Source organism: Chitinophaga sancti (assembly GCF_034087045.1).
GTDB lineage: Bacteria > Bacteroidota > Bacteroidia > Chitinophagales > Chitinophagaceae > Chitinophaga > Chitinophaga sancti_B.
Genome location: NZ_CP139247.1, coordinates 1,679,621 through 1,704,620, shown reverse-complemented (window position 1 = coordinate 1,704,620; position 25,000 = coordinate 1,679,621). Strand labels below are relative to the sequence as shown.

General features: G+C 45.1%; 25 protein-coding genes. 15 read left to right on the top strand and 10 right to left on the bottom strand.

Going from position 1 to position 25,000, the window contains the following annotated elements:
- Positions 1-282: 282 nt before the first annotated feature.
- A complete protein-coding gene (locus tag SIO70_RS07200; protein WP_320580267.1) occupies positions 283-1,833 on the top strand; it encodes an SUMF1/EgtB/PvdO family nonheme iron enzyme in 1,551 nt (516 codons plus the stop codon).
- Positions 1,834-1,975: 142 nt separating this feature from the next.
- On the opposite strand, the gene bcp is transcribed toward SIO70_RS07200, so the two are convergent.
- Complete coding sequence (gene bcp / locus SIO70_RS07195; RefSeq protein WP_320580266.1) at positions 1,976-2,437, bottom strand: thioredoxin-dependent thiol peroxidase; 462 nt, start codon at positions 2,435-2,437, stop codon at positions 1,976-1,978.
- Entirely contained in the window at positions 2,434-4,122 is a 1,689-nt protein-coding gene (locus SIO70_RS07190) for a peptidoglycan DD-metalloendopeptidase family protein (RefSeq protein ID WP_320580265.1), read from the bottom strand. Before SIO70_RS07190 ends, bcp begins: the two co-directional genes overlap by 4 nt.
- Positions 4,123-4,207: 85 nt before the next feature.
- Here SIO70_RS07190 and SIO70_RS07185 point away from each other — a divergent pair, with 85 nt between their 5' ends.
- Both SIO70_RS07185 and SIO70_RS07180 read left to right on the top strand, forming a co-directional pair.
- The gene (locus tag SIO70_RS07185) at positions 4,208-5,284 is read left to right on the top strand and encodes a histidine kinase (protein WP_320580264.1); all 1,077 of its coding nucleotides are present in this window, start codon (positions 4,208-4,210) and stop codon (positions 5,282-5,284) included.
- Entirely contained in the window at positions 5,281-5,973 is a 693-nt protein-coding gene (locus SIO70_RS07180; protein WP_320580263.1) for a LytTR family DNA-binding domain-containing protein, read from the top strand. Before SIO70_RS07185 ends, SIO70_RS07180 begins: the two co-directional genes overlap by 4 nt.
- 49 nt (positions 5,974-6,022) lie before the next feature.
- Here the strand turns inward: SIO70_RS07180 and SIO70_RS07175 are convergent, their stop codons facing one another.
- From SIO70_RS07175 to SIO70_RS07160, 4 genes are all read right to left on the bottom strand, one after another.
- Positions 6,023-6,820, bottom strand: a complete 798-nt coding sequence (locus SIO70_RS07175) for a TerC family protein (protein WP_320580262.1) — start codon at positions 6,818-6,820, stop codon at positions 6,023-6,025.
- Between the two features lie 135 nt (positions 6,821-6,955).
- The gene (locus SIO70_RS07170) at positions 6,956-7,513 is read right to left on the bottom strand and encodes a TerD family protein (protein WP_320580261.1); all 558 of its coding nucleotides are present in this window, start codon (positions 7,511-7,513) and stop codon (positions 6,956-6,958) included.
- An 8-nt stretch (positions 7,514-7,521) separates the two neighbouring features.
- Positions 7,522-8,247: an HAD family hydrolase gene (locus tag SIO70_RS07165; protein WP_320580260.1), complete on the bottom strand. Its 726-nt coding sequence runs from the start codon at positions 8,245-8,247 to the stop codon at positions 7,522-7,524.
- A complete protein-coding gene (locus SIO70_RS07160) occupies positions 8,244-8,918 on the bottom strand; it encodes a TerD family protein (protein ID WP_320580259.1) in 675 nt (224 codons plus the stop codon). Before SIO70_RS07160 ends, SIO70_RS07165 begins: the two co-directional genes overlap by 4 nt.
- A gap of 141 nt (positions 8,919-9,059) precedes the next feature.
- Between SIO70_RS07160 and SIO70_RS07155 the strand changes: the two genes are divergently transcribed.
- The 8 genes from SIO70_RS07155 (at position 9,060) to SIO70_RS07120 (ending at position 16,079) form a co-directional block, all read left to right on the top strand.
- The gene (locus SIO70_RS07155; RefSeq protein ID WP_320580258.1) at positions 9,060-9,977 is read left to right on the top strand and encodes an ATP-binding cassette domain-containing protein; all 918 of its coding nucleotides are present in this window, start codon (positions 9,060-9,062) and stop codon (positions 9,975-9,977) included.
- 14 nt (positions 9,978-9,991) lie between these two features.
- The gene (gene eno / locus SIO70_RS07150) at positions 9,992-11,284 is read left to right on the top strand and encodes a phosphopyruvate hydratase (RefSeq protein WP_320580257.1); all 1,293 of its coding nucleotides are present in this window, start codon (positions 9,992-9,994) and stop codon (positions 11,282-11,284) included.
- Between the two features lie 184 nt (positions 11,285-11,468).
- Complete coding sequence (locus tag SIO70_RS07145) at positions 11,469-11,738, top strand: FtsB family cell division protein (RefSeq protein ID WP_320580256.1); 270 nt, start codon at positions 11,469-11,471, stop codon at positions 11,736-11,738.
- Positions 11,739-11,969: 231 nt separating this feature from the next.
- Complete coding sequence (locus tag SIO70_RS07140; protein WP_320580255.1) at positions 11,970-12,119, top strand: hypothetical protein; 150 nt, start codon at positions 11,970-11,972, stop codon at positions 12,117-12,119.
- A gap of 54 nt (positions 12,120-12,173) precedes the next feature.
- The gene (nth, locus tag SIO70_RS07135; RefSeq protein ID WP_320580254.1) at positions 12,174-12,821 is read left to right on the top strand and encodes an endonuclease III; all 648 of its coding nucleotides are present in this window, start codon (positions 12,174-12,176) and stop codon (positions 12,819-12,821) included.
- 3 nt (positions 12,822-12,824) lie between these two features.
- Complete coding sequence (locus tag SIO70_RS07130; RefSeq protein WP_320580253.1) at positions 12,825-13,538, top strand: DUF2071 domain-containing protein; 714 nt, start codon at positions 12,825-12,827, stop codon at positions 13,536-13,538.
- A 118-nt stretch (positions 13,539-13,656) separates the two neighbouring features.
- Positions 13,657-14,883, top strand: a complete 1,227-nt coding sequence (locus SIO70_RS07125; protein ID WP_320580252.1) for an MFS transporter — start codon at positions 13,657-13,659, stop codon at positions 14,881-14,883.
- A 2-nt stretch (positions 14,884-14,885) separates the two neighbouring features.
- Entirely contained in the window at positions 14,886-16,079 is a 1,194-nt protein-coding gene (locus tag SIO70_RS07120; RefSeq protein WP_320580251.1) for a Gfo/Idh/MocA family oxidoreductase, read from the top strand.
- A gap of 74 nt (positions 16,080-16,153) precedes the next feature.
- Here SIO70_RS07120 and SIO70_RS07115 read toward each other — a convergent pair whose 3' ends face one another.
- Both SIO70_RS07115 and SIO70_RS07110 read right to left on the bottom strand, forming a co-directional pair.
- On the bottom strand, positions 16,154-16,735 hold the full coding sequence (locus tag SIO70_RS07115) for a DUF6134 family protein (protein WP_320580250.1): 582 nt from the start codon (positions 16,733-16,735) through the stop codon (positions 16,154-16,156).
- A gap of 87 nt (positions 16,736-16,822) precedes the next feature.
- On the bottom strand, positions 16,823-18,676 hold the full coding sequence (locus tag SIO70_RS07110) for a 2-oxoacid:acceptor oxidoreductase subunit alpha (protein ID WP_320580249.1): 1,854 nt from the start codon (positions 18,674-18,676) through the stop codon (positions 16,823-16,825).
- A 275-nt stretch (positions 18,677-18,951) separates the two neighbouring features.
- On the opposite strand from SIO70_RS07110, the gene SIO70_RS07105 reads away from it, so the two are divergent.
- The 4 genes from SIO70_RS07105 to SIO70_RS07090 all read left to right on the top strand — a co-directional run bounded on the left by SIO70_RS07105 (position 18,952) and on the right by SIO70_RS07090 (position 22,097).
- Complete coding sequence (locus SIO70_RS07105) at positions 18,952-19,692, top strand: Bax inhibitor-1/YccA family membrane protein (RefSeq protein ID WP_083723386.1); 741 nt, start codon at positions 18,952-18,954, stop codon at positions 19,690-19,692.
- Positions 19,693-19,922: 230 nt separating this feature from the next.
- Positions 19,923-20,234, top strand: coding sequence for a carboxypeptidase-like regulatory domain-containing protein (locus SIO70_RS07100; RefSeq protein WP_320580248.1), 312 nt, complete (start codon positions 19,923-19,925; stop codon positions 20,232-20,234).
- Between the two features lie 208 nt (positions 20,235-20,442).
- Complete coding sequence (locus SIO70_RS07095; RefSeq protein WP_320580247.1) at positions 20,443-21,117, top strand: RNA polymerase sigma-70 factor; 675 nt, start codon at positions 20,443-20,445, stop codon at positions 21,115-21,117.
- Between the two features lie 5 nt (positions 21,118-21,122).
- On the top strand, positions 21,123-22,097 hold the full coding sequence (locus SIO70_RS07090; RefSeq protein WP_320580246.1) for a FecR family protein: 975 nt from the start codon (positions 21,123-21,125) through the stop codon (positions 22,095-22,097).
- A 156-nt stretch (positions 22,098-22,253) separates the two neighbouring features.
- Here SIO70_RS07090 and SIO70_RS07085 read toward each other — a convergent pair whose 3' ends face one another.
- Both SIO70_RS07085 and kynU read right to left on the bottom strand, forming a co-directional pair.
- Positions 22,254-23,618 (bottom strand): 2'-5' RNA ligase family protein, encoded by a 1,365-nt coding sequence (locus tag SIO70_RS07085; protein WP_320580245.1) that lies wholly within the window; start codon positions 23,616-23,618, stop codon positions 22,254-22,256.
- A gap of 18 nt (positions 23,619-23,636) precedes the next feature.
- Positions 23,637-24,893, bottom strand: coding sequence for a kynureninase (gene kynU / locus SIO70_RS07080; RefSeq protein ID WP_320580244.1), 1,257 nt, complete (start codon positions 24,891-24,893; stop codon positions 23,637-23,639).
- Positions 24,894-25,000: the final 107 nt, after the last annotated feature.

Here is a 25,000-nt window from a genome sequence, read left to right as displayed (position 1 = left end):
ACTGGAAATAGGAAAAATTGCTTACCATATCACAGCATATCCTGAAAACCGTATATTAGTATACCAAAAGGGGAAAACCTTGTGAACAAAAGCAAATCATGGGACGCAGATAATATTAAATTAATACGTATGCCATGCCGCCTTAGAAAATACAAAGCATTGATTTAAAACATTATACGTCTAACTAGAACGCAAAGGTTTACAGATTAATTATTTTTACTATAAAATAAAATGTGCTAAATTTGCGTTTACCATAAATATCAAATAATAAAGTTGAATCGCATGCATAGATTAACCTCTGTCTCATTCCTCTTAGGCGCCAGTGTCATGCTGTCAATGACTGCCTGTAATAAGAATGGCGGCGGGGCCTTCAGTAAAAAGAAGGATAAATCCACCGCTACCGGCTGGAACTATAATGACCCAAAAATGGGTGGTTTCAGTGTGGCAAAAAATAAAGATCAGCAAACTGGCCCTGGTCTTGTATTCGTACAGGGTGGTACCTTTGCCATGGGTGCAACCGAACAGGACGTAATGGCTGACTGGAATAACATTCCACGTCGTATCACTGTATCATCTTTCTATATAGATGAATCAGAGGTAGCCAACGTACACTATCGTGAGTATCTGCACTGGTTACGTCGCATGTACAATGAGTCTTTCCCTGCTGTTTATCGTCAGGCACTGCCAGATACCCTGGTATGGCGTAGCGAGCTGGCTTACAACGAGCCGCTGGTAGAGTATTACTTCCGTCACCCGGCCTACAACGATTATCCGGTAGTAGGTGTGAACTGGAAACAAGCTGTTGACTACTGTAAATGGCGTTCTAACCGTGTGAATGAAAAGTTGCTGATCGAAAAAGGACTGCTGTCTAAAACAGATATGAACAATCAGGCCGATGACAATACATTCGATACCAAGTCTTACACGGCTGGTCTGTACGAAGGTATTCCCGGCAAGATGACAAAACAAACCAAAGAACAGTTCAGAAACTCGGATGGTTCTCCGCGTACTGCTCAGTTCGAGGATGGTGTAATGTTACCAAACTACCGTCTCCCAACAGAAGCTGAGTGGGAATATGCGGCACTGGGTTACATTGGCCAGAACCCTGGTCCTTCCAAGAAAGAAGGTAAACGTGGTGAAGAGTTGATCATGAACAAACAGGTGTATTCCTGGGGTACCAACAACAGCGGTTTGAGAGATATCCGCCGTGGTGCATGGCAAGGTCAGTTCCTGGCTAACTTCAAACGTGGTTCTGGTGATAACATGGGTATGGCCGGTGGTCTGAATGACCGTGCGTCTATTCCTGGTCCGATCACTGCTTACTTCCCGAATACTTTCGGTATCTATAATATGTCTGGTAACGTGAGCGAGTGGGTATTAGACGTTTATCGTCCGCTGAACCCAATCGACGGTGATGACTTCAACTACTTCCGTGGTAACAAGTTCCAGACTACTTATATGAATGGTGAGAATGAGCCTGAAAAGGATAGCCTGGGTCACCTGAAAATGCGTGATGTAACTGATGAGGAAAGTGCTAACCGTCTGAACTACCAGAAAGGTGATGTAATCAACTACCTGGATGGTGATACCCTGTCACAGGTTGAGTATGGTTATGGTGTAACTTCCCTGATCAATGATAAATCTCACGTGGTGAAAGGTGGTAGCTGGAATGACAGAGCTTATTGGTTGTCTCCTGGTACACGTCGTTACATGCAGGAAGATATGGCGACTAATACAGTAGGTTTCCGTTGTGCAATGGACCGTGTAGGTAGCCCTGAAGGTAATAAGTTTAAGACAGGTAACCTGTTTAAGAAACAACGTCAGAAGAGATAGTTTCAACTTATAAATAAATAAAAGAGGCGCGGTCGTATGACCGCGCCTCTTTTATTTACGCCCCAAAAAGACCCTGATCGCATAGCGATCAGGGTCTTTTTGGGGTATGCGGCTCCTGCGGAGGGCCCTTCATGCAAATTATTTATTTCCAGATTTCGAGGATTTCTTCTGTGTGATTCTTTGTATCTGGTTTGGAAATGATCTTATCAATCACACCGTTTTCATTAATGAGGAAAGTAGTTCTATGCGTTCCATCATATACCTTTCCCATAAACTTTTTCTCCCCCCACACACCATACTGCTCCACAATCTTCTTATCCTCATCTGCTAATAAAGGAAACGGCAGTTCATACTTCTCTGCAAATTTCTGATGGCTCTTTTCACCATCTGTACTTACACCGACCACTGCATATCCTTTCTGCAATAAAGCAGTATAATTATCACGGAGGTTGCAGGCCTGTGCCGTACATCCCGGTGTCATATCTTTTGGATAGAAATACAGTATTACTTTCTTTCCTTTCAGGTCAGACAGTGAAACCTTATTCCCTGACTGATCTACCCCTTTAAATACCGGGGCTTTATCTCCTTCTTTCAAATGTGTCATCTTGTAAATTTAAATGTATACACCGATGCATTACCGGCCAAATCTGTAACAGTTAATGTAAGCGTATGGTTGCCTGCAGGGCAGTGATTATCGAAGTTATATGTCAGTACATTGCTACGACGGGAGAACATCAGCCATTTGCCATCCAGTTCAGCACGGTAGCTCTTAATGCCATTTGCATCGCTCATAGCAAAAGACAGTTTAGTTACTGCAGACAGTTTTGCTCCACTCTTTAACCCACCAATGATCGTAATCTTAGGTGCAATTGTATCTACTGCCAGACGGAAGGTACCGAACTCCCTGAACTTACCTACATACCAGCCATTATCCATGGTCGTACCTGTGATGGTTTGACCCAAACCTTCTCTTACCATTACCACTTTGTTCGCCAGGTTGGCAGGCAGTGGTTTTTCTGGTTTCAGACGGAGGTTAAAAGGTGTGTGTACAGGCACCAGTGGCGTGTGCAGGCGGTAAGAAGAGAAGTCACTCTTACCATCCAGTTCTGCATAGTTGAAGCAGATCTTGTCGTACAGTGCTGTTTCATCCAGGTAGAATTCCACCTGGTTATTTTCAAAGATATTCCTCGATTCCGCATACATGGTGTTTGCACAGGAAGATTCCTTATCTGACTCACCACTCTGCTGGAGCGTTACTTTTACTACACTGGTATTGCCATAGGCATCCTTTACCTGCAGCTTTACAGGGTGTGGCTTGCCATCGGACAGGTCCAGTACTCCATCTCCCTGCATATCCTTGTAAATGCTTAGTTTATTGCCAGGCAGGGTGAATAACAGCTGTACCCAAGGGCCCCCGATTTTCCTCGTTTTGTAGTCTATATGTGCATTGATGTACAGCGACTCGTCAAAACCGATATTATCGATGGTGAAGCTGGTATTGGGTACATCCTCGTCGAATAATACCACCTGGTAAATACCATAGGTATTCGGCGCTGTAGGACTCATCTTATCCACCGCAGTCAAACCCAATCCTATGCTGGCGGCTTTTACTTTTACCACCGGGGCAGTAGTCACATATTCACCGCCTACTTTCTTTACAGGCAGTATAATGGGGGATTGATCATAGATACTCCGTTCCATATCGTAAATCGCAATGCGGGATACGACAGGTGCGGTGGCATCTGCTATGTCGAAACCGAATAATAACGGATTCAGTCCGTGTTCTGTCTGGGTGCTTCTGATCTCGAAATGCACATGTGGACCTGCGGAACCACCGGTATTACCACTCCATGCAATCAAATCCCCTTTCTTTACAGGAAACTTGCCAGCGGGGATCTTCAGATCCTGTACCCAGCTTTCTGCCGAATATTGCTGCTGCTTTACATATTCTTCCAGGGCGGGGAAGAAACGGTTCAGGTGACCATATACGGTAGTATACCCATTTGGGTGGGTGATATAGACTACATTGCCATACCCGGTGTGAGATACGCCTATGCGGCTTACATAACCATCTGCAGCGGCATGTACCAGCAGGTTTTCCCTTTGCTGGGTTTTGATGTCAAGACCCGCGTGGAAGTGGTTAGGGCGGAGCTCGCCAAAATTACCTGCCAGTTGGATAGGTATATCCAGTGGGTTGCGGAAGTACCCACGAGGATAGTTCTTCTCTGGTAATTGCGCATGTAACAACTGCGGCAGGAGGAAACAAAGTCCAAGGATTCGTTTGATCATGCTACAAAAATAAGGAGTCTGCGAAAAGAATGGCCTTTAGCTGGCCTATCCCAATGAAAAAAGTAAAAGTTTATATTTGTAATACATGACTTCAGTACTTACAGGCGATAAAATTAGACAGCTATTGATCCACATAGCCGGCTGCGTTACCTTCCTGGCGCTGCCCATTGTTTTTTCTCCTGATGCCAACAATCTATACGACCTGTTGCTGTTTCCGCCAGCTATGAAGGACTTTATCATATATGTGTTGCTACTGCTATTCTTTTACTTCAATTTCTTCTGGCTCATACCTACCTTTTACTTCCGCAGGAAGTATGTTAGCTTTTTTGCACTGGCTATTATTTGCTTTGGGTTGATTGTATTACTGCCCAATGCACTGATAGTGGGTGATAATGTATTTCATCAACGACCACCCGGCATGCCCCCTCCCCCGCCGGCATTCAGCCATTTCAGTGATCGTCCTGAGCCTCATAAACATTCCTTATTGATAGACATGGGGCACCAGATCTTCCTTTTTCTGGCCGTCTTCTTTTTCTCCCTGATCCTGAAAATCCGCAACCGCTGGAAACAGGCAGAACAGGAGAAACTCAATGCGGAACTATCTTACCTCAAAGCACAGATCAATCCACATTTTCTCTTTAATGTGCTCAATAGCATCTACTCACTGGCTGTGGTAAAATCTGATGAAACACCGACTGCCGTGATCAAACTATCCGGCATGATGCGGTATGTGCTCAATGATGCCAGTCATCACATGGTACCTCTTTCAAGAGAGATTGATTATATCCGCGACTATATTGAGTTACAGCGTATCCGTTTCGGCACTTCCCTGCCACTTGCATTTACCGTGAATGGTGCACCTTCCGGCCAGCTGATTGCGCCGCTGATACTAATTTCATTTTTGGAAAATGCCTTCAAATATGGCATCAATGCCTCTGAAAATGCGGATATAAAAATCGACATCTTCATTGGGGAACAACTATTGAAATTTCATGTATTCAACAAAAAAGTTAATTTCAATGACATCCCTGCTGCCAGCAGCGGACTGGGTATAGAAAATACAAAGAAACGCCTGGAACTCCTGTATCCCGGCAGGCATACACTGGATATCACTGATGCTGCCGATCACTTTTCCGTTTCACTTTCATTGCAACTCTTATGATCATACAAGCTATTGCCATAGATGATGAATTGCCGGCACTGACCCTGATCTCAAACTTCTGTGAGCGCATCGATTTTCTGCGTCTGCAACACACGTTCAACAAACCGGAAGAAGCCCTGCAATACATTTCTCAATCTCATGTAGATCTGTTATTTCTTGATATCAACATGCCTTCCATTCCAGGCACTGATCTATATAAATCTATTACCCAGCAACCCATGGTGATCTTCACCACTGCACATAGTGAATATGCGGTAGAGGGGTTTAACCTGAATGCTGTGGATTACCTGCTGAAACCCTTTACTTTCGAGCGATTTCAACAGGCCGTACAAAAAGCACAGGCCCAGCTGCAATACCAGCAAAGCCTGCAGAAAAATGATCAGCAACAACTGGTATTACGTGTGGATTATGGGTTAACAAGAATTGACCTGAAGGATATATTGTTTATTGAAGGTTTGGATGACTATCTGAAAATTCATCTCCTCAATCAGCCAGCACTTGTAATCCGAATGACAATGAAAGTTATGCTGGAAAAACTACCTGCACATGCCTTTGTAAGGGTACACCGATCGTACATTGTATCCTTATCAAAAATTGACCAGGTCAGGAATAAAACGATATTGATCGGCACCCAGGAAATCCCCATTGGCAGCAGTTACGAAGCGAACTTTCACACCCGGTTTAAATAGAAAAAGGCGCATCATCCGACACGCCTTTTCAATTTTTTCTATATACAGATTATTTAGTTTCTCCTAATGTATGTGGCTTAGGATATTTAAATAAAATACTTGTCAGAATTGGTACTAAGAAGATGCTTACTGTGATGATAGAAGTAGCCCAGTCAGCTTCGTGACTACCCAGGAAAGTTGCAAATGCATTGCCTTCGAAGAAGTGCTCATACACTGCCAGCAACAGTTTGATACCCAGTACGCCGATCACGAGGAAAGCGGCAGTTTCCAGGAAAGGATATTTCTCCATCAGTCGTACAAAACCCTGTGCTACAAATCGCATAGCCAGGATACCGATAAATACACCAGTCCATACCAGAACGATATTTTTGCTGAATGCCACAGCGGCAAATACGTTGTCGAGGGAGAAAGCCAGGTCCATTACTTCTACAACAGCCACAGTCGCCCAGAATGGGCCCATCCAGCCGATAGTATGTTTGTAAAACCAGTTTTGTGTTTTATCTACAGCTTCAGGTTCTTCATTTGATTCAGCCTGTTTTTTCTTAGCTGCTTTTTCTCTAAAATAATTAATAGTCAGGTACAACAGGTACAAACCACCTATTGGTTTCAGCCACCAGAACTGAATGAGGAAAGCGGCAAATGCCAGGCAGATACCACGGAATACGTAAGCACCTATAATACCATATTTTAATGCTCTGTTACGATCATCTTTAGGGAGGTCCATTACCATAGTCGCCAGTACTGCAGCGTTATCCACAGATAGCAGGCTTTCGATAATGATAAGGTTCCCGATAACTAATAAGGAAGGGATGGGATTATTAATGATCTCCTGGATAAATTCAGTCATGTTGCAAGTCGGTTTAAAGTTTCGCTTTAGGCTTGTAAAACTAACAGGTTTCTGCCATCCGTACAAGTGTTCCAAAAAAATCGCTGATACCAGCGCGGCATCAGCGATTATTCTAAATATTATATGATCCGGTTATTATCCGGCATATCGGTCTACGTATTCCTGCAGGCCGCCGCGCTGACCAGCGCCAACAGCTTCGAAACGCCATTTATTTTCACGTTTATAAATGCGGCCGAACTCTACTGCTGTTTCTATAGAGAAATCTTCTCCCAGCTCATAGCGCAGGATCTCCTGGTTGGTGTTTGCATCAAATATCCTGATAAAGCTGTTGCGTACCTGTCCGAAGTTTTGCTTGCGGCTGGCAGCATCGTGGATAGTTACTACTACACACAGTTCCTTGATAGCAGGGTTGATGATAGAAAGGTCTACCGTCAGTGTTTCGTCATCTCCATCGCCAGCACCGGTACGATTGTCTCCGGAGTGCTTTACCGACTTATCCGGCGATTCCAGGTTATTATAAAATACAAAATATTCATCAGCAGGTATCTTCCTGTTATCTCCCAGCATGAATACGGAAGCATCCAGGTCAAACTCAGCCCCGGAGTGCGATTCATTTACATCCCAGCCCAGTCCGATGGTGAACTTCGGTAATGCCAGGTCTGCTCTTTCACCTTTTTGCAGATTGATTGCCATAGTGCATTTTATTTTGCATGATCAAAGGCCGCCAGTTGTAATAGCTGATCCAGCGGCTGCTTTTCAATTGTTGTCAACGAGGCCGTCATTCCAGCGGTTGTAGCCCCTTCCACATCTGCCAGTGGATTATCGCCCAGGTGCCAGATATGGGCAGGCGATAACCCTGCACCATGCAGGTAGCGGGCCTTTTCCAGCAGTTGTGCAAAGAACTGTGGCGCTGGTTTGGAATGCCCGATTTCATCTGAATACAACTGGAAGGAGAAATATTGCTCCCATCCCAACTGCTGCATAACCCTGCGCAATGCCGGCCCCTGTATAAAACCGGTATTGCTAAGTAAGCTGATGGTTCGGCCAGTGGCCCTGATACCTTCGAACAGTGTATGCAGATTATTGTATAACGGTACGGGCGGATAATGAAAGAACAATTCTTCCAGCGCTGTATAGCAATCTAATAATTGTTTTTCTGTGATCCCTTTTATCTCTCTGCCCAGTTTATGCAGGCATAACAGGTATATTTCAAAGGTGTGCACATTCCTGCCCGTCACTTCATTCATATTATTTACCAGCACATCTACTTCCCGCATCGCGGATTGGACGGTAGCCGGGGAATGCTCGTCCAGCCGGAAATATTTACGGAATCCGGCAGCCCGCAATTCCTTGTAAGCAGGATTAGAACGGATGAGGGTCATCCATACATCCAGCGAGATATGTCTGATATTTTCTATCGCGATCAATACACGTAATTTTTCAGGATTTCCACAAAGCTATCATTCGGCTTTGGTTCACCCAGTGCCCTGAACTTCCAGGTACCGTCTTTACGATATACTTCGGCGAAGATCATTCCCTGCATATTATTATAAGCAGCATCACCCGAAAGGCTGAAGCGGGCAATCTCTTTACCGTTTTTGTCTACCGCGCGGATGAATGCGTTTTCTACCATACCGAAGTGCTGATTGCGCTGACGGCCCTGATAGATGGTAACGAGGAAAAGGATCTTGTCATACTTCTGATCCAGGCTGTCCAGTTTTACGATGATCTGTTCATCATCTCCATCCCCGGCGCCGGTACGGTTATCGCCAGTGAGCCAGATATGTCCCGAAGGGTGCTGCTGGCTGTTGAAGAAGATCACATCGCCCTGGTGGAGGCTGATGTTGCGACCATCATTTGTTTTCATTGTCCTGCCAAGATCTGCTACTTTTCCGTTCTTATCGAGCAGAAATGCGATTGCATCCAGATCATATTCGGCTTCTTTACTACCACCTAATAATTTCCCCAGAAATCCGCCACTGCTGGATTTGCGGATATCCCATCCCAATCCGATTGTTACAGCAGACAGATCGAAGCTTTCACCTTTGTCATTCTTGCGCAGGTCAATGGTTTGTCCCTTTACTAAATTTATTGCCATTTTAAATCCGGGTTGTTAGATTATACAATGTGCCCGTGAATATAAAGCATTCGCAGGTATTTTATGTTTATGTTAGGTTAAAATGGGGTGATACAAATTATTAAATTCCGTACTTTAGCCCCGCCAAACCGGAAAAACCTAATGTCAATCACAGTCAAACAACTCAGCAAAGTCTACGGAGAGCAACAAGCAGTCAGCGATATTTCCTTTACGCTGGGTAAGGGAGAGGTAGTTGGTTTTCTGGGACCCAATGGTGCGGGCAAAAGTACGACCATGAAGATGCTTACTGGTTATGTACCCATCACCAGTGGTGAAGCTACTGTATGTGGGTTCAATGTGGCTACGCATCCGCTGGAAGTTCGTAAACGGGTAGGTTACCTGCCAGAATCCAATCCTGTATACCTGGATATGTATGTCCGGGAGTTCCTGGGTTTTATGGCGCAGGTACACAATCTGGGCAGCAATAGCAAGCGCAGGATTGAAGAAATCATTGAGCTGACGGGATTGACACCGGAAGTAAGTAAAAAAATACAGTCACTTTCCAAAGGATACAAGCAGCGTGTGGGCCTGGCCCAGGCACTGATCCATGATCCGGAGGTGCTGATCCTGGACGAACCTACTAACGGTTTTGATCCCAACCAGCTGGATGTGATCCGGGATGTGGTAAGAAACCTGGGAAAAGAAAAGACCATCGTACTCAGTACCCACATCATGCAGGAAGTAGAGGCAATGTGTAACAGGGTCATCATTATCAATAAGGGGAAAATAGTGGCTGACGATTCATTGACCAATTTACAACAAGGTGGTGACGATAATGGTTATATACAAGTGAGCTTTGGTGGCCAGGGGCCGGATGAGCCAGAGCTATTGTCAATCGGCGGTGTGACTCACGTCAGGCAGGTAGATGCCCAAAGCTGGCAGTTGTATACCAATGATCTGGAAATTGTGCGAAAAAACCTACTACAATTTGCTTTGATAAATAACAGGAACATACTTTCTTTGCAGAGCAATTCTCAAAGTCTGGAAACTATCTTCAGGGAATTGACGAATAAAATTTAAAACAACTTATAACAATGAGTACCATTTCAGCAATCCATGCCAGGCAAATTCTTGATAGCCGTGGTAATCCGACAGTAGAGGTAGATGTAACAACAGAAGACGGTAACTTTGGCCGTGCCGCTGTACCTTCAGGTGCTTCCACTGGTAAGCACGAAGCGGTAGAGCTGCGTGACAATGATAAATCGGTTTATATGGGTAAGGGCGTTTTGCAGGCTGTAGCCAACATCAACGACATTATCGCTGAAGAACTGATAGGATGGGAAGTATCTGACCAGGCCGGTATCGATAAATATCTGATCGAACTGGATGGTACTGAAAATAAAGGTAAACTGGGTGCAAATGCTACCCTGGCTGTATCTATGGCTGTTGCGAAAGCTGCTGCTGAACAGGCTGAACTGCCTTTGTACCGTTACCTGGGTGGTGTAAATGCTGTTACCCTGCCAGTTCCTCTGATGAACATCATCAACGGTGGTGTACACGCTGACAATAAGATTGATTTCCAGGAGTTTATGATCGTTCCTTTCGGCGCACCTTCTTTCTCTGAAGCACTGCGTTGGGGTACTGAAATCTTCCACCACCTGAAATCTGTACTGAAAAAGAAAGGTTACAGCACTAACGTAGGTGATGAAGGTGGTTTTGCTCCGGATATCCAGAGCAACGAAGAAGCTATCGAAACTGTACTGCTGGCTATCGAAGCTGCTGGTTACAAACCAGGTGAGCAGATCGGTATCGCACTAGATGCTGCAAGCAGCGAAATGTTTAACGACGCTGACAAAACTTACAAATTCTACAAGAGCTCCGGCAAGGTGATCACCAGCGATGAAATGGTTGCTTTCTGGGCTGAATGGTGCAAGAAATATCCAATCGTTTCTATCGAAGACGGTATGGCGGAAGATGATTGGGAAGGTTGGAAAAAACTGACTGAAGCTGTAGGTGCTAACGTACAGCTGGTTGGTGACGACCTGTTCGTAACTAACGTAAAACGTCTGAAAACAGGTATCGACGAGTCTATCGCTAACAGCATCCTGATCAAGGTAAACCAGATCGGTACTGTTACTGAAACTATCGATGCAGTAAACATGGCACATAAAGCTGGTTTCACTTCTATCATGAGCCACCGTTCCGGCGAAACTGAAGACGTTACCATCGCTGACCTGGCTGTTGCCCTGAACTGCGGTCAGATCAAAACCGGTTCTGCTTCCCGTACTGACCGTATGGCAAAATACAACCAGTTACTGCGTATCGAAGAAGAGTTGGATACTACGGCTTATTTTCCGGGAAAATCCATTAAATTTGGTAAGAAGTAATCATTCACAAATTGGAGTTCGTGCAAGTGAATAATTTATTTTAACTGCCGAGTTTTCATTAGTGGTCAATATTCCGGGTTTTGATTTACGTCAAAACCCGGATTTTTTTTGGGTATGGCATGAATTCTGTACCTTTCCGCCCGATATGTTATCTAAATTAAAGTCCATAAAGATCCCTGCGTATATGCGAAATAAATACTTCGTATCAGCAGCGGCATTTGTAATATGGCTGGCATTTATTGATAGCAAGAACTTCATCTCCCAGTACGAACTCACTTCCGAAGTGAATAAGCTGGAAGAGCAGAAGGCTTTCTTCAGCGAAGAAATTATTAAAACCCGCAAAGAACAGGAAGAATTACTGTCCAGTCCTGATAAACTGGAAAAGTTTGCCCGTGAGAAATACCTGATGAAAAAGGATGATGAGGACCTTTTCATCTTCACTGAGGAAAAATAACAGCCCCTTCTGTTCAAATCCCCATTTATCAAGCATTTCTCTCCTACCGCCCATCCTTTCCTTATCATATCTTTCGAAATATTTCGTTTATTTTGACAATACATTTTGCATAATCTCCGTTATACTGTTATGAATTAATCATTTGTATTAAAACTTATTTGCATGGGGAATTCTACACATCTATTTTCTACTTTTCTTTCTGTAACTGATAGCGCAAATAAATTGCACAAAATGGATAATCAAGATCCTGAACTTTCCCGCGAAGAACAAAACTGCCTGAACCAAACCCGCAAAGCGCTGGACACTATTATTTATTCACCAAGGCCTGAGACTATCAGAGCGATTGCAGAATACGCGAAGAAGACCCAGCCGACTAAGTAAGAGGCCCTTTTAGCACTCACATTTTTGAGAACTTTTTGCCCTACCTTTACAGGTATGACAAAGAAAGAACGCTTTGCCTTTGTATTAAATTATTTTGAGCAACATGCTCCCAATGCGGAGACTGAACTGCTCTACGATAATCCTTATCAATTACTGGTGGCCGTCATCCTGTCTGCGCAATGCACAGATAAAAGGGTGAATATGACCACACCGGCTATCTTTAAAAAGTACCCGGATGCGGAAAGTATGAGCCACGCCACATTTGATGAGCTATTCCCGCTGATCCGCAGTATCAGCTATCCCAATAACAAGACGAAACATCTGATCGGGATGGCACAGATGCTTATGGAAGACTTCAATGGGGAGATACCTGATTCAGTATCAGAACTGGTCAAGCTACCAGGGGTGGGACGAAAGACAGCCAATGTCATTACTTCTGTTATACATCATCAGCCTAATATGGCTGTTGATACCCATGTGTTCCGTGTATCTGCACGTATCGGGTTGACGACGAATGCCAAAACACCTTTGCAGACAGAGCTGCAATTGCTGAAATATATTCCTGAAGAGAAAGTTCATATCGCTCATCACTGGCTCATTCTGCATGGCCGGTACATCTGCGTGGCCAGAAGCCCCAGGTGTGGGGAATGTGGCATCAGGCCTGCCTGTAAGTACTACAAGACGCTGGTAAAAGCACAATAATCTATGCAAAATCCTTTTCTATCCGCTGAATGGCGCAACCTGCTCATGATCAATTTTCAGGCAGATCCGGCTGTGTTGCAGCGCTATGTACCTTATCGTACCGAACTGGATACATGGAATGACACACATTATGTGAGTCTCGTGGGGTTTATGTTTCAAAATACGAAAGTGCTCGGCTTGTCAATTCCATTTCACAGGCATTTTGAAGAGGTGAATCTACGGTTTTATGTGAGGTATAAGGATGGGCAGGAATGGAAGAGAGGCGTGGTTTTTATTAAGGAACTGGTGCCTAAGCATGCGATCCCTTTTGTAGCTAATACTATTTATAAAGAGAAATATGCCACACATGCCATGCGGCATAGATGGAAACATGCTGAAAAGGAGCTGGAGGTGAGTTATGAATGGAAGGTGGGTGCACACTGGAATCATCTCACAGCAAAAGCAGATGCGGCGCCGTTGCCTATTACCCCGGGTAGCGAAGCAGCATTCATTACTGATCATTACTGGGGATATACCCATATGGGCGCTGAAAAGACCGGTGAATACCAGGTGACGCATCCACAGTGGAGAACGCATAGCATGATTGATTATAGTTATCAGGTGGATACAGCGGCATTGTATGGGGATGAGTTTGTGCCTATGCTGAGTCAGCAGCCGATATCGGCTTTGCTGGCGGAAGGGTCGGGAATTACAGTGCTCCCTAAAAGGATTTTATAATTAAGTTAACCGGGGGCGCATCTAAAAAGCCCGTTTTTCATACCCTATTGGAATTTCGGTTTTATTTTACTTATCTTATACGGGCAAAGTTATCGTCATTGTTAAGTATAAAATCGTTATGAAAGTAAGTACCAGTATCCGGCTATCCGTTATGATGTTCCTTGAGTTTTTTATCTGGGGGGCATGGTTTGTTACATTAGGAACATATTTGAGCGCGAACCTTCATGCAGATGGTATCGCCACAGCCAATGTATTCTCCACACAGTCATACGGCGCTATTATCGCTCCTTTTATCATCGGTATGATTGCCGATAAGTTCTTTAATGCTGAGCGCATCCTTGGCGTACTGCACCTTGCAGGCGCTGTGTTGATGTTCCAGATGTTTCGTGCCGAAGATGTAAGCGTATTCTATCCTTATGTGTTTGCTTACATGGTACTCTTTATGCCAACTCTAGCATTGGTGAATTCCGTTTCTTTCCGCCAGATGAAAAATCCTGAAAAGGAATTCTCTGTGATCCGCATGTTCGGGACCATCGGCTGGATTATAGCAGGTGTGCTGGTTTCTGCTTTTGCATGGGATAGTGAAGCTGGTGTAGCTGCAGGATTCATGAAAAACACCTTTGCTATGGCAGGTATAGCGTCTGTGATCCTGGGTATCTACAGCTTTAGTCTGCCAAAGACACCACCGATAAAGGACAAAAACCAGAAAGAAAGTATTGGTGAAATTTTAGGTCTTGACGCCATTCGCTTATTGAAGAATGGTAACTTCCTCATTTTCTTTATTTCCTCTATCCTCATCTGTATTCCGCTGGCGTTCTATTACCAGAATGCACACCGTTTCTTCGAAGAAATGAAAATGCCACATGTAACGGTGATGATGACCATTGGTCAGTTGTCAGAAACTTTCCTGATCCTCCTGATCCCCGTATTCTTCAAGAAATATGGTTTCAAAAAGACGATCATGGCTGGTATGCTGGCATGGGCCATCCGTTATGCATTGTTCGCATATGGTGATGCAAATGATCTGTTGTTTATGCTGATTATCGGTATTGCACTGCATGGTATCTGTTACGACTTCTTCTTCGTGTCTGGTCAGATCTATACAGATGCCCAGGCAGGTGAAAAATATAAGAGTGCCGCACAGGGTCTGATCACGCTTGCTACCTATGGTGTAGGTATGCTGATCGGTTTCTGGGTAGCAGGTCTTATTTCTGATCATTACAAGGATCTGCCTTTAGCTGAATTCTGGCGCCGGGTGTGGATCATTCCTGCAGGTATTGCACTGGTGGTATGCTTCCTCTTCCTCGTACTCTTCAAGGAAAAACAAACCAAAACAGCTCTGTAAGTATGCAACGTATTTCCATGTTAGGCTCAGGCTTCATAGGCCGATTTTATGCTGACTCGTTACAGGGGCAGCGTAGCCGTGATAAGATTGTAAGTATTTATTCCCGCAGGGAAGAAAGTGCACAAAAGTTCGCAGCAGACTACCAGGTAGCACACTGGACGACCGATATGGAGGCATCTATTGCCCATCCTGATGTGGATGTAGTATGTATTGCACTGCCCAACAATCTACATGAGGCAGCGGTATTGCTCTGTTGTAAACATAAAAAAGGCGTGATCTGTACCAAGCCCCTGGGCCGTAATGCAGAAGAAGCCAAACGTATGCTGGAAGCCGTAGAAAAGGCAGGCATCTTCAATGGTTATCTCGAAGATCTGGTATATACACCCAAGTTCCTGAAAGCACTTGATAGCGTGAAGAACGGAGCATTGGGCAAAATACTCTGGGCAAAATCCAGAGAAACACATCCCGGCCCGCACAGCGAATGGTTCTGGGATAAGGAACAAGCCGGCGGAGGCTGTATGCTGGACCTGGGTTGTCACTGCGTGGAAATAGCCCGTTCATTTATCGGCAAAGACATAAAACCTGTAGAGGTGATGTGCTGGGCCGATACACAGGTAAAACCTATCGATGCCGAAGACCATGCCATCGGGTTAGTGAAGTATGAAAATGGCGCTATCGGGCAGTTTGAAGTCAGCTGGACTTTCAGAGGTGGTTTGGACCTGCGTGATGAAGTGATGGGTACAGAAGGTACTATCTGGATCAACAATTTCCTGCGTACAGGTTTTGATATGTTCACCACCGGAAAGGGGGCAGACTATGTAGCTGAAAAAGCGGAAAGCAACAGCGGATGGTTATTCCCTGTAGGCGATGAACTGAATGACCTGGGCTACAATCACATGTTCACCGATATGTTCGCAGCCATGGAGCAGCAACGTGCACCACAGGAAACGTTTTACGACGGGTATGTGGTGAATGCTATTCTGGATGCCGCTTATCGCAGTGCAGCTTCTAAATTGTGGGAGCCGGTAAAACTGGAGATATGGAGAGGTCGTGAAAATGTAGGTAAAGACGTTACTCAGCAGGATTACGATTCACAGTATTATCTTGTCAAGGAAGAAATGACGCATTATGGTACGAAGAAAGTGATCCTGAAGGATAAGGTGAGTGGGCAGATCATTGAAAAGGTGATAGACTAAATTTTAGACTGAATTATAGACTAAAACAATCACTGAGGGTAGCGCAAGCTATCCTCAGCTTATTTAAACCCATTCTAAGTTATTTTAACCACCAGCGCTTTTCCAAATGCCTGTGGTATCTCTACTTGTACCAATGTGCCTTTTTCGTATTTATACACGTTTTTTTTGCCCTCTGGCAGGGTCAGCTCATATAATCCATTCCCCAATGACCTGAGTGGCAGGAAGGCGCCTTGCAGCTCTGAAAATATACTGGTGATATGATGAGGTTCGAAGAAGTATAACTCCGCTACCGTATGTACGATATCTGTATTGTTCAGCACTGACCGTTCCCCATTGTGATTGATGCTGTAATTCTTTCCATCTCTTTTAGTAATGCTGTACTTATCGTCTCCCTCCTTTCCGGTAGTACGTTTTGCATTGGCAAGCAACAGGACATTGTCGTCGTAATCACAGTTAATATTAAGGTTAAACTTAGCAAGGGGTTTCATATCAACGTTGCTCTGGATAGCAATCTTTCTGGCGGTTCCTGTTACTTTCTGCACAGCGGTAATGTTGCCAATCACATGACTACCATAGCGAATTTCATAGCTATGCGTTTGTGCGGCTATTTCCAGCATCAGGAATGAAAATAATAAAGACAGTACGAGGCTTTTCATAATAGACATTTGGCGATAAATGAATATACAAAAAAAATCCTGCCCCGGGGGACAGGATCTTTTGCCTATATATTAGTTAGCTGATTATCATGCCTGCAGCATCTCCCTGATCTTAATCACCAATTCGCCTTTTGTGATAGGCACACCCATGATCTTGTTATAACCCTGTGCATCGATCAGGAATTGCTCACGAATGATCTTGATGAGCTGACCGTTGTTGATTTCAGGAATCAATACTTTATCATAGTTGTGCAGGATCTCACCCAGGTTTTTAGGGAATGGGCGCAGGTAGCGGATATGTGCATGTGCTACTTCGTGTCCCTCTGCCAGCAGTTCCAGTACGGCAGTCTTGATTGAACCATAGGTAGAACCCCAGCCCAGTACCAGTACCTTACCTTTTTCAGGACCCAGTTCTATAGTCTGAGGAGGAATATGATCTGCGATCTTATCTACTTTTTCCTGGCGGATGCGTACCATTACCTGGTGGTTTTCAGGATCGTAGCTCACGTTACCAGTGATGTTCTGTTTTTCCAGACCACCGATACGGTGTTCCAGACCAGGTGTACCAGGTACTGCCCAGGGGCGCACCAGGTTTTCATCACGATGATAAGGGAGATAAGTGTCTTCACCTTCTTCCAGTGCTGTTTTGAACTTAACCGGAATTGGCTTCAGGTCGTCTGACTTAGGGAAACGCCATGGCTCAGCACCATTTGCGATATACCCATCACTCAGCAGGATCACGGGTGTCATATGTGCGATGGAAAGACGGAAAGCTTCGTAAGCCACATCAAAACAGTCTGATGGGGTGGATGCGGAGATTACCGGCAACGGACACTCCCCGTTACGGCCATAATATGCCTGTAAAAGGTCAGATTGTTCCGTTTTGGTAGGTAAACCTGTAGAAGGACCGCCACGCTGAATGTTTATGATCAGCAGCGGAATTTCCAGCATTACTGCCAGACCGATGGCTTCACCTTTCAGTGCCATACCCGGACCGGAGGTAGTAGTTACCCCCATGTGGCCACCGTAGGACGCACCGATTGCGGAAGCGATACCTGCGATTTCATCTTCTGCCTGGAAAGTGCGGATACCGAAGTTTTTATAACGGCTCAGCTCATGCAGGATATCAGATGCCGGTGTAATAGGGTAAGTACCCAGGAACAGGGGCAGGTTTGCCTTCTGACTGGCGGCGATGAGGCCGTAAGAGAGGGCAGTGTTACCTGTAATGCTGCGGTAAGTACCGGGCTCCATTCTTGCTTTTTCCACACGGTAGCGGGTGGTAAAGGCTTCTACGGTATCGCCCAGGTTATAACCTGCTTTCAGCACTTTCAGGTTGCTATCTAAGATTTCAGGTTTCTTTCCGAATTTGTCGTTGAGGAAGTTTTCGGTGCTTTCCAGGCTACGGTCGTACAACCAGTAGAGGAATCCAAGCACGAACATATTCTTGGCCCTGTCTTTCTCTTTCATACCGAGGGTGCTTTCCTTGAGCGCTTCACGCGTCATCTTGGTTACGTCCATGGTATGGAGCTGGAAGTTCACCAGGGAACCATCTTCTAGTGGGTTTACACCATCAGGGTAATTGGCGAGGCGCAGGTTTTTTGCATCAAAACCGTCAGTATTTGCGATGATGATACCGCCTTTTTTCAGGGATTTGAGGTTGGCCTTCAACGCTGCTGCGTTCATAGCCACCAGTACATCACAGGCATCACCAGGGGTAAATATACGGTTGGAGGAGAAGTGGAGCTGGAAGCCGCTCACACCGGCCAGGGTACCCTGAGGGGCACGGATTTCGGCCGGGAAGTCAGGGAAAGTGCTGAGGTCATTACCTACCAGGGCGGTATTATTGGAGAACTGAGTTCCCGTCAACTGCATACCGTCACCACTATCCCCAGCGAACTTGATCACCACATCTTCTATCTGTTGAACCGAAGTATTTGACATTTAAGATCTTATTTAACGACTGATATTTTTTCAGGCTGTAAATTTAACGATTCGGAGGGTAGTATTTACTGTTTTAAATCATATACTTTCCGGAAGGCTGAATTTTAACAAAAGTACACAAAGTCGGTAGACTTTGTCTTTCCGCCAGCATAGCTAAAAGTTATGGCTCATAACTTTTAGTAATAGTTACGGAGTTTAACAGGGAATTCGCAATTGGTTTACGATATTTATGAGTGAAAATCGTAATTTAGCTGACAAATAATTATTATAACATCATGGCATTATTCCAACCCAATAATCCCGTCCTGAATGAAAAGACATTTCAGCAGGCTGCCCTGAAGTCTACGGACAATTCAATGACAGTAAAGGGTACTGCCAACAAGACTGCTTTCCTCTTAGCGCTGGTGATCTGTGCTGCTGTTTACTCATGGGGTATCCTCGCAAGAGAGGGTAACTATATTCCTTTCCTGATGATAGGTGGTATCGGTGGTTTTGTACTGGCAATCGTTATTAGTTTTAAGAAAGAATGGGCGCCTTATTTGTCACCTGCTTATGCACTGGCAGAAGGTTTGTTCCTCGGCGTTATTTCCGCAATGTATTCCTCATTATATGATGGTATTGTACTGCAGGCTGTAGGTCTGACTTTTGGTACTGCTGTCGCAATGCTGGTGCTTTATAGATTGGGTGTGCTGCGTGCGACTGAGAAGTTCCGTGCGATTGTGTATACAGCGACTGCAGGTATTGCAGTATTTTATCTGATTGCGTTGGTACTGCGTCTGTTCTCTGTAGACATTCCTTTTCTGCATGAGGGTAGCATGATTGGTATTATCTTTTCATTGGTGGTAGTAGCGATTGCTGCGCTGAATCTGATTCTGAATTTTGATATGATTGAGCAGGGTGCAGCACAAGGTATGCCTAAGTGGTTTGAGTGGTATGCAGCGTTTGGTTTGCTGGTGGTGCTGGTGTGGTTGTATCTTGAGATACTGCGACTGCTGTCTAAGTTGAATAGAAGATAGTTTAAAATAAAACAATCGAAAAGAAAACGCTTTTGCCTTCGGCAAAAGCGTTTTCTTTTCGGGGAGTCGAAGGAGGTTTGCCTGATGGCAAACCTCCTTCGATGTTTATAGCAACCTCTTGCAGCTGAGTATAAAGGAATGTTAAACCTGATATTACATGATTTGATTTCTACCCCGTTGGCATGCTAATTGATTTTATTACTGCATTAACCATATCAATTGAAACGACCATGAAAAAAATAATGTTAGTCCTTGCGGTTGCTGTATTCTGTGCGTATGCATTCAGGACAAGTGATGAAGGAAGTATCTCAGGAAAAGTAACTCCTGCAGATGGTGCAAACAATGCATGGGCGATTATGGGAACAGATACTTTGAAGGCGACTGTTAATGATGGAACCTTTTCCTTACAACAGGCCAAAGCCGGCACATATACCGTGATAGTTTCTGCCAAAAGTCCATTCCAGGATGTGACGATTGCAAATGTGAGAGTAGAAGATGGCAAAGCAACAGATCTCGGAGAAATTAAACTGGCAGAGAAATAATTTAAGATAGCAATAGTTGGTTTTCATAGGGGTTAATCAAAAAGCCGGTTCCATACTTCAGTATGGCCGGCTTCATTTTTTTTAAGGGGCACCTGCCCTGGTCATGGTCGGAAGAAATAATCTTCCGACTTTTTTATTTTCCCATCACATAGGGGTATCAGCTGTGACAACCGTTATCTATTATATCACAGCAAATTAATTGTCACATATGCAAGCTGTACTCAGGACATTTTCCAGTACTGCCCCTACCTATGCTAGCGGGAATACGGACAAAGGTTATTTTTGTACCATGCCGGAAAATGCTGCATTGCAAAAATTATTACAGGAGAATGAGCAGTTGTTCATGGAAACACTGTTCAGGAACTGGTTTCCGTTTGTCTGCAAGACAATCTACCGCATTGTACAGGACACTGCCACTGCGGAAGACCTTGCACAGGACGTATTTATTAAGATATGGAACCGTCGGGCTGAACTACAGGAAGTTTACTTTAAAGCTTACCTGCACAAAGCCGCGATCAATATGGCATTGGATTATGTTGATAAAAAAAAGCGTAGAGGCGTACATATGGAACTAGGTGAACAGCATGAACCAGTACAGGCGGAAAATCCAGGCGCTGGTATGAACCTGCAACAAACTACCCAACATATTCAGCAAGCTGTAGACCGGCTGCCGGAAAAGTGCAGAGAGATCTTTATACTTAGCCGATATGAAGAACTATCATACAAGGAGATTGCCGCTACCCTGAATATCTCTGTAAAAACAGTAGAGAACCAGATGGTGACGGCCCTGAAAAAATTACGAATTTCCCTGCAGGATTATCTGCAGGTCACTATCCTGTTTATAGCAGGAGCGGCGCTTTATCCTTTACTTTTACAATTTTGACATATATGTCTGAGCAAATTGAAAATATTGATACGCTGATTGTACGCTCGCTGGAGAATTCACTCTCCCCTTCTGAGCGAACCATGTTGCAAAAATGGCTGGATGAAGATGCTACGCATCGTCGCTACTTCGATGAGATCAGGCGTACGTGGACAATCACCGGTGATCACGACACCACATTTATCCCTGATACCGAAGCTAACTGGCAGCGCTTCAAAGAGCGTGTATATACAACTGACACATCAGCATTGCAGGTGGTGAGCAACAGGAAAATGTACCTGCGTATCGCAGCCAGTATTACTGGTATTGCAGTAGCGACCCTACTCTACTTCACGCTGCGTGGACCGAATGAAATCACGACGCTCACAGCGGCTAATGAAAAGACGACTATTACCCTGCCTGATGGTAGTAAGGTATATATGAATCAAAACAGTCGTTTACGTTATGACAAACAACTGGCTGGTGCAGAAAGAGCGATTCACCTGGAAGGGGAAGCATTTTTTGAGGTAGCGAACCAACCGGGAAGACCATTTGTGGTATATGCGAATGAAACACAGACGCAGGTATTGGGGACTTCTTTTGACGTTAGGGCATATGCTGCCACACCTGTGGAAGTTACAGTGGTAACTGGAAAGGTGGCAGTGTCACATGATACGCATAAACTAGTGGTGACACCGGGTCGTAAAGTAACTTTTGCAGCAGGGAAACAGCCTGAAGAGAATGCAAATAATGATGCGAATTTTATAGCGTGGAAGGAGAATAAATTTGTGTTTGATGGTACAGAAATTCATGATATACTCAAAACGCTGGAGAATTATTATGGGGTGAAGATTGTAGCAGAAAGAGCGATAGACACCTTCCATCTAAATAGAATGTTTGTCCGGATCCCACCATTACCGAAGGTATTGGATTCAATTACAGACATGACCAACTCGGGCTGGTTAAAAGACGGAGATACTTACAGGATATACAAGAAGTAAAGATCTACAGGAAATCAGATTTACAAAAAATAAGATTCACGGAAAATAATGATCCAAGAAAAATAATGATCCACGGAAAATAATGATCCACGGAAAATAAAAAAAAGAGGAAGGCAATCGCCTTCCTCTTTTTCATTAGTGTTAATCTCATTCCGATCACGCACCACCCAGTTTGCACTTCTGCAGTACTTCCCAGGATTTACCGTTATGACGGAGGAAATACAGGTTGTTCACTTTGAATGAAGCAGTGTATTCCTTGTTTTCGTATTCAGGCCAAGCCTTTTCGAACTGTGCATCTTCGAGGTCTTTGAAGGCCACGGTTACGTGAGGGGTGAAACCTGTACGAGCCAGCATGGTACTGAAGCCAAATTCCTTACGCAGGAAGTTGATCAGTTGTCTGTGCAGGGCGCTCATAGTTTCGCTCTTCTCAACATTGATGAACAGTACGCGGTTCTGCTTGTTTGGGAATGTACCAAAACCATTCAGGGACACTTCGAAAGGCGCCTGTGTTTTAGCAAATTCAGCCAGTTCATCGCAGAAAGCTTTTTCCAGTGCCGGATCAGCTGTGAAAGGAACCTGGAGTGTGATATGCGGCAATACTTTCAGCGCATACACAGGACCGAAGTTTTCAGCGAAATCCTGCTTTATTTTGATGATCTCTTTACCTACCTCTGCTGTAGGCAGCAAGGCGATAAAGTAGATTTTGTTATCTGGTTTAGGAGTGAACGGACGTCTTGCGCCACCGCCACCTGGTCTTGGACGGAATCCACCGCCGCCACCGCCGCCGAAGCCGCCACCACCGCCACGGTTGTAGCCACCGCCACCGCCGCCACGATCGTAACCACCACCACCGCCGCCGCGATTGTAACCACCGCCGCCACCGCCGCGATCGTAACCACCACCGCCGCCGCCGCGATTGTAACCACCGCCGCCACCGCCGCGATCGTAACCACCGCCGCCACCGCCGCGATTGTAACCACCACCGCCGCCGCCGCGATCGTAACCACCACCGCCGCTACCGCCGCGATCGTAACCACCACCACCGCCGCCGCGATTGTAACCACCGCCGCCACCGCCGCGATCGTAACCACCACCACCACTGCCGCCGCGATCATAACCACCGCCGCCGCCACGATTGTAGCCGCCACCACCGCCTTCGCGGTTATAGCCACCACCACCGCCTTCACGGTTGAAGTCACGGTCTCCGCCGCCACCGTAGCCACCACTGCCGCCGCGATCGTAACCGCCGCCACCTCCATAGCCACCGTTGTCGCGTGGACGATATCCACCGCCGCCACCATCGCGATCACCGCGATTATAGCCACCGCCGCCTTCGCCGCGGTCACGGTTAAAATTAGGTCTGTCATTGTCCTGGTTGTAACCACCAGGTTTGCCCTCCCTTTCATTGTTAAAATCGGGTTTGAAGTAACCGCCTGGTCTCTCCTTATTGGGATCTTGGTCTTTGTCTGCACCAGGAGGAGAGTAGGGCCTGCGGGGGCGTTCGTTTCTCTCAAAATTCATCGTACTTAATTAAGCGTTTTAAGCAATATTTGCTATGATTTCATAAAAATGAAATACGTCTCCATAAGAGTTATATAAGGGCGCCGGTGAAATCCGAATGACTCCGGGCTCTCGCCAGTCCACTATGATACCGGCTTCCGTCATCTTTTGTTGGATTTCTTTACCTCTGTCATGGAAAAGCAAAGATAATTGGGCGCCGCGTTCCTTACAATTTTTAGGCGTAATTATTTCAAATTTTATGTTTTCTATATGTTTTAACAGGAATTCAAGATAATTGGTAAGTTGTATACTTTTATCTCTCAAAGCTGCCATACCAGCTGATTCAAACAGTTCCAGCGAGGCTTTCAATGCTACCATGTTAAATACCTGTGCCGTGCTTATTTGCCAGCCTTCTGCACGGTTTTTAGGCTCAAAGCCTTTTTCCATTTTAAAACGGATGGTTTCTTCGTTGCCCCACCAGCCGCCTAACCTTGGCTGGTTCCTGTCTCGGGCATGTCTTTCATGTATAAATGCTCCTCCAACTGCGCCGGGGCCTCCATTTAGATACTTATATGAGCACCACACGGCAAAATCTACTTCCCAGTCGTGTAACTTCACAGGTACGTTTCCTACTACGTGTGCCAGGTCGAACCCGACTACAGCCCCTGCTTTATGGGCCGCTTCCGTAATGGACTGCATATTAAACAATTGGCCGGTATAATAGTTTATTCCCCCCAATAATATAAGCGCTAAGCTACTACTTTCCTGATCAATTATCTGAAAAATATCTTCCTCGCGTATTAAAAATTCTCCTTCACGGGGCGCTACTTCTATTATTGCCGTTGCCGGATCCAGGCCATGCAGTTTCACCTGGGTCTCCACAGCGTATTGATCGCTGGGAAACGCACCTGCTTCCATTAATATCTTGAATTTTTCCTTTGTCGGTTTGTAAAATGTCATCATCATCAAGTGAAGATTGACAGTTAGTGTATTCATTACTGTCAGTTCCTCCTGGCTGGCACCTACTATTTCCACCATCGGCCGGCTGCAATATTGCTGATAATACAACCACGGATTCCTGGCTCCCCAATAACCCTCTACCGCACATTGCTGCCAGTCCTCTAACTCCTGCATTACTGCCGGTTGTACATTCTTCGGTTGCAGACCTAACGAATTACCACAAAAATATATCGCATCCTTTCCATTCCGCTGTGGGAAATAAAACTGATTCCTATAGTTTTTCAATGTGTCTTTTCGGTCCTGCTCTTCGGCAAATGCCCATGATAGATCAAACATAATTCAATTTCCATTGTTTCCGGGGAGATTCTGCTTTTAACGAAGACTCTACTTAAAAAAATTGAGTATTCAATGGCCCTTTTGGTGTTACAGAATCCTTAACGTGT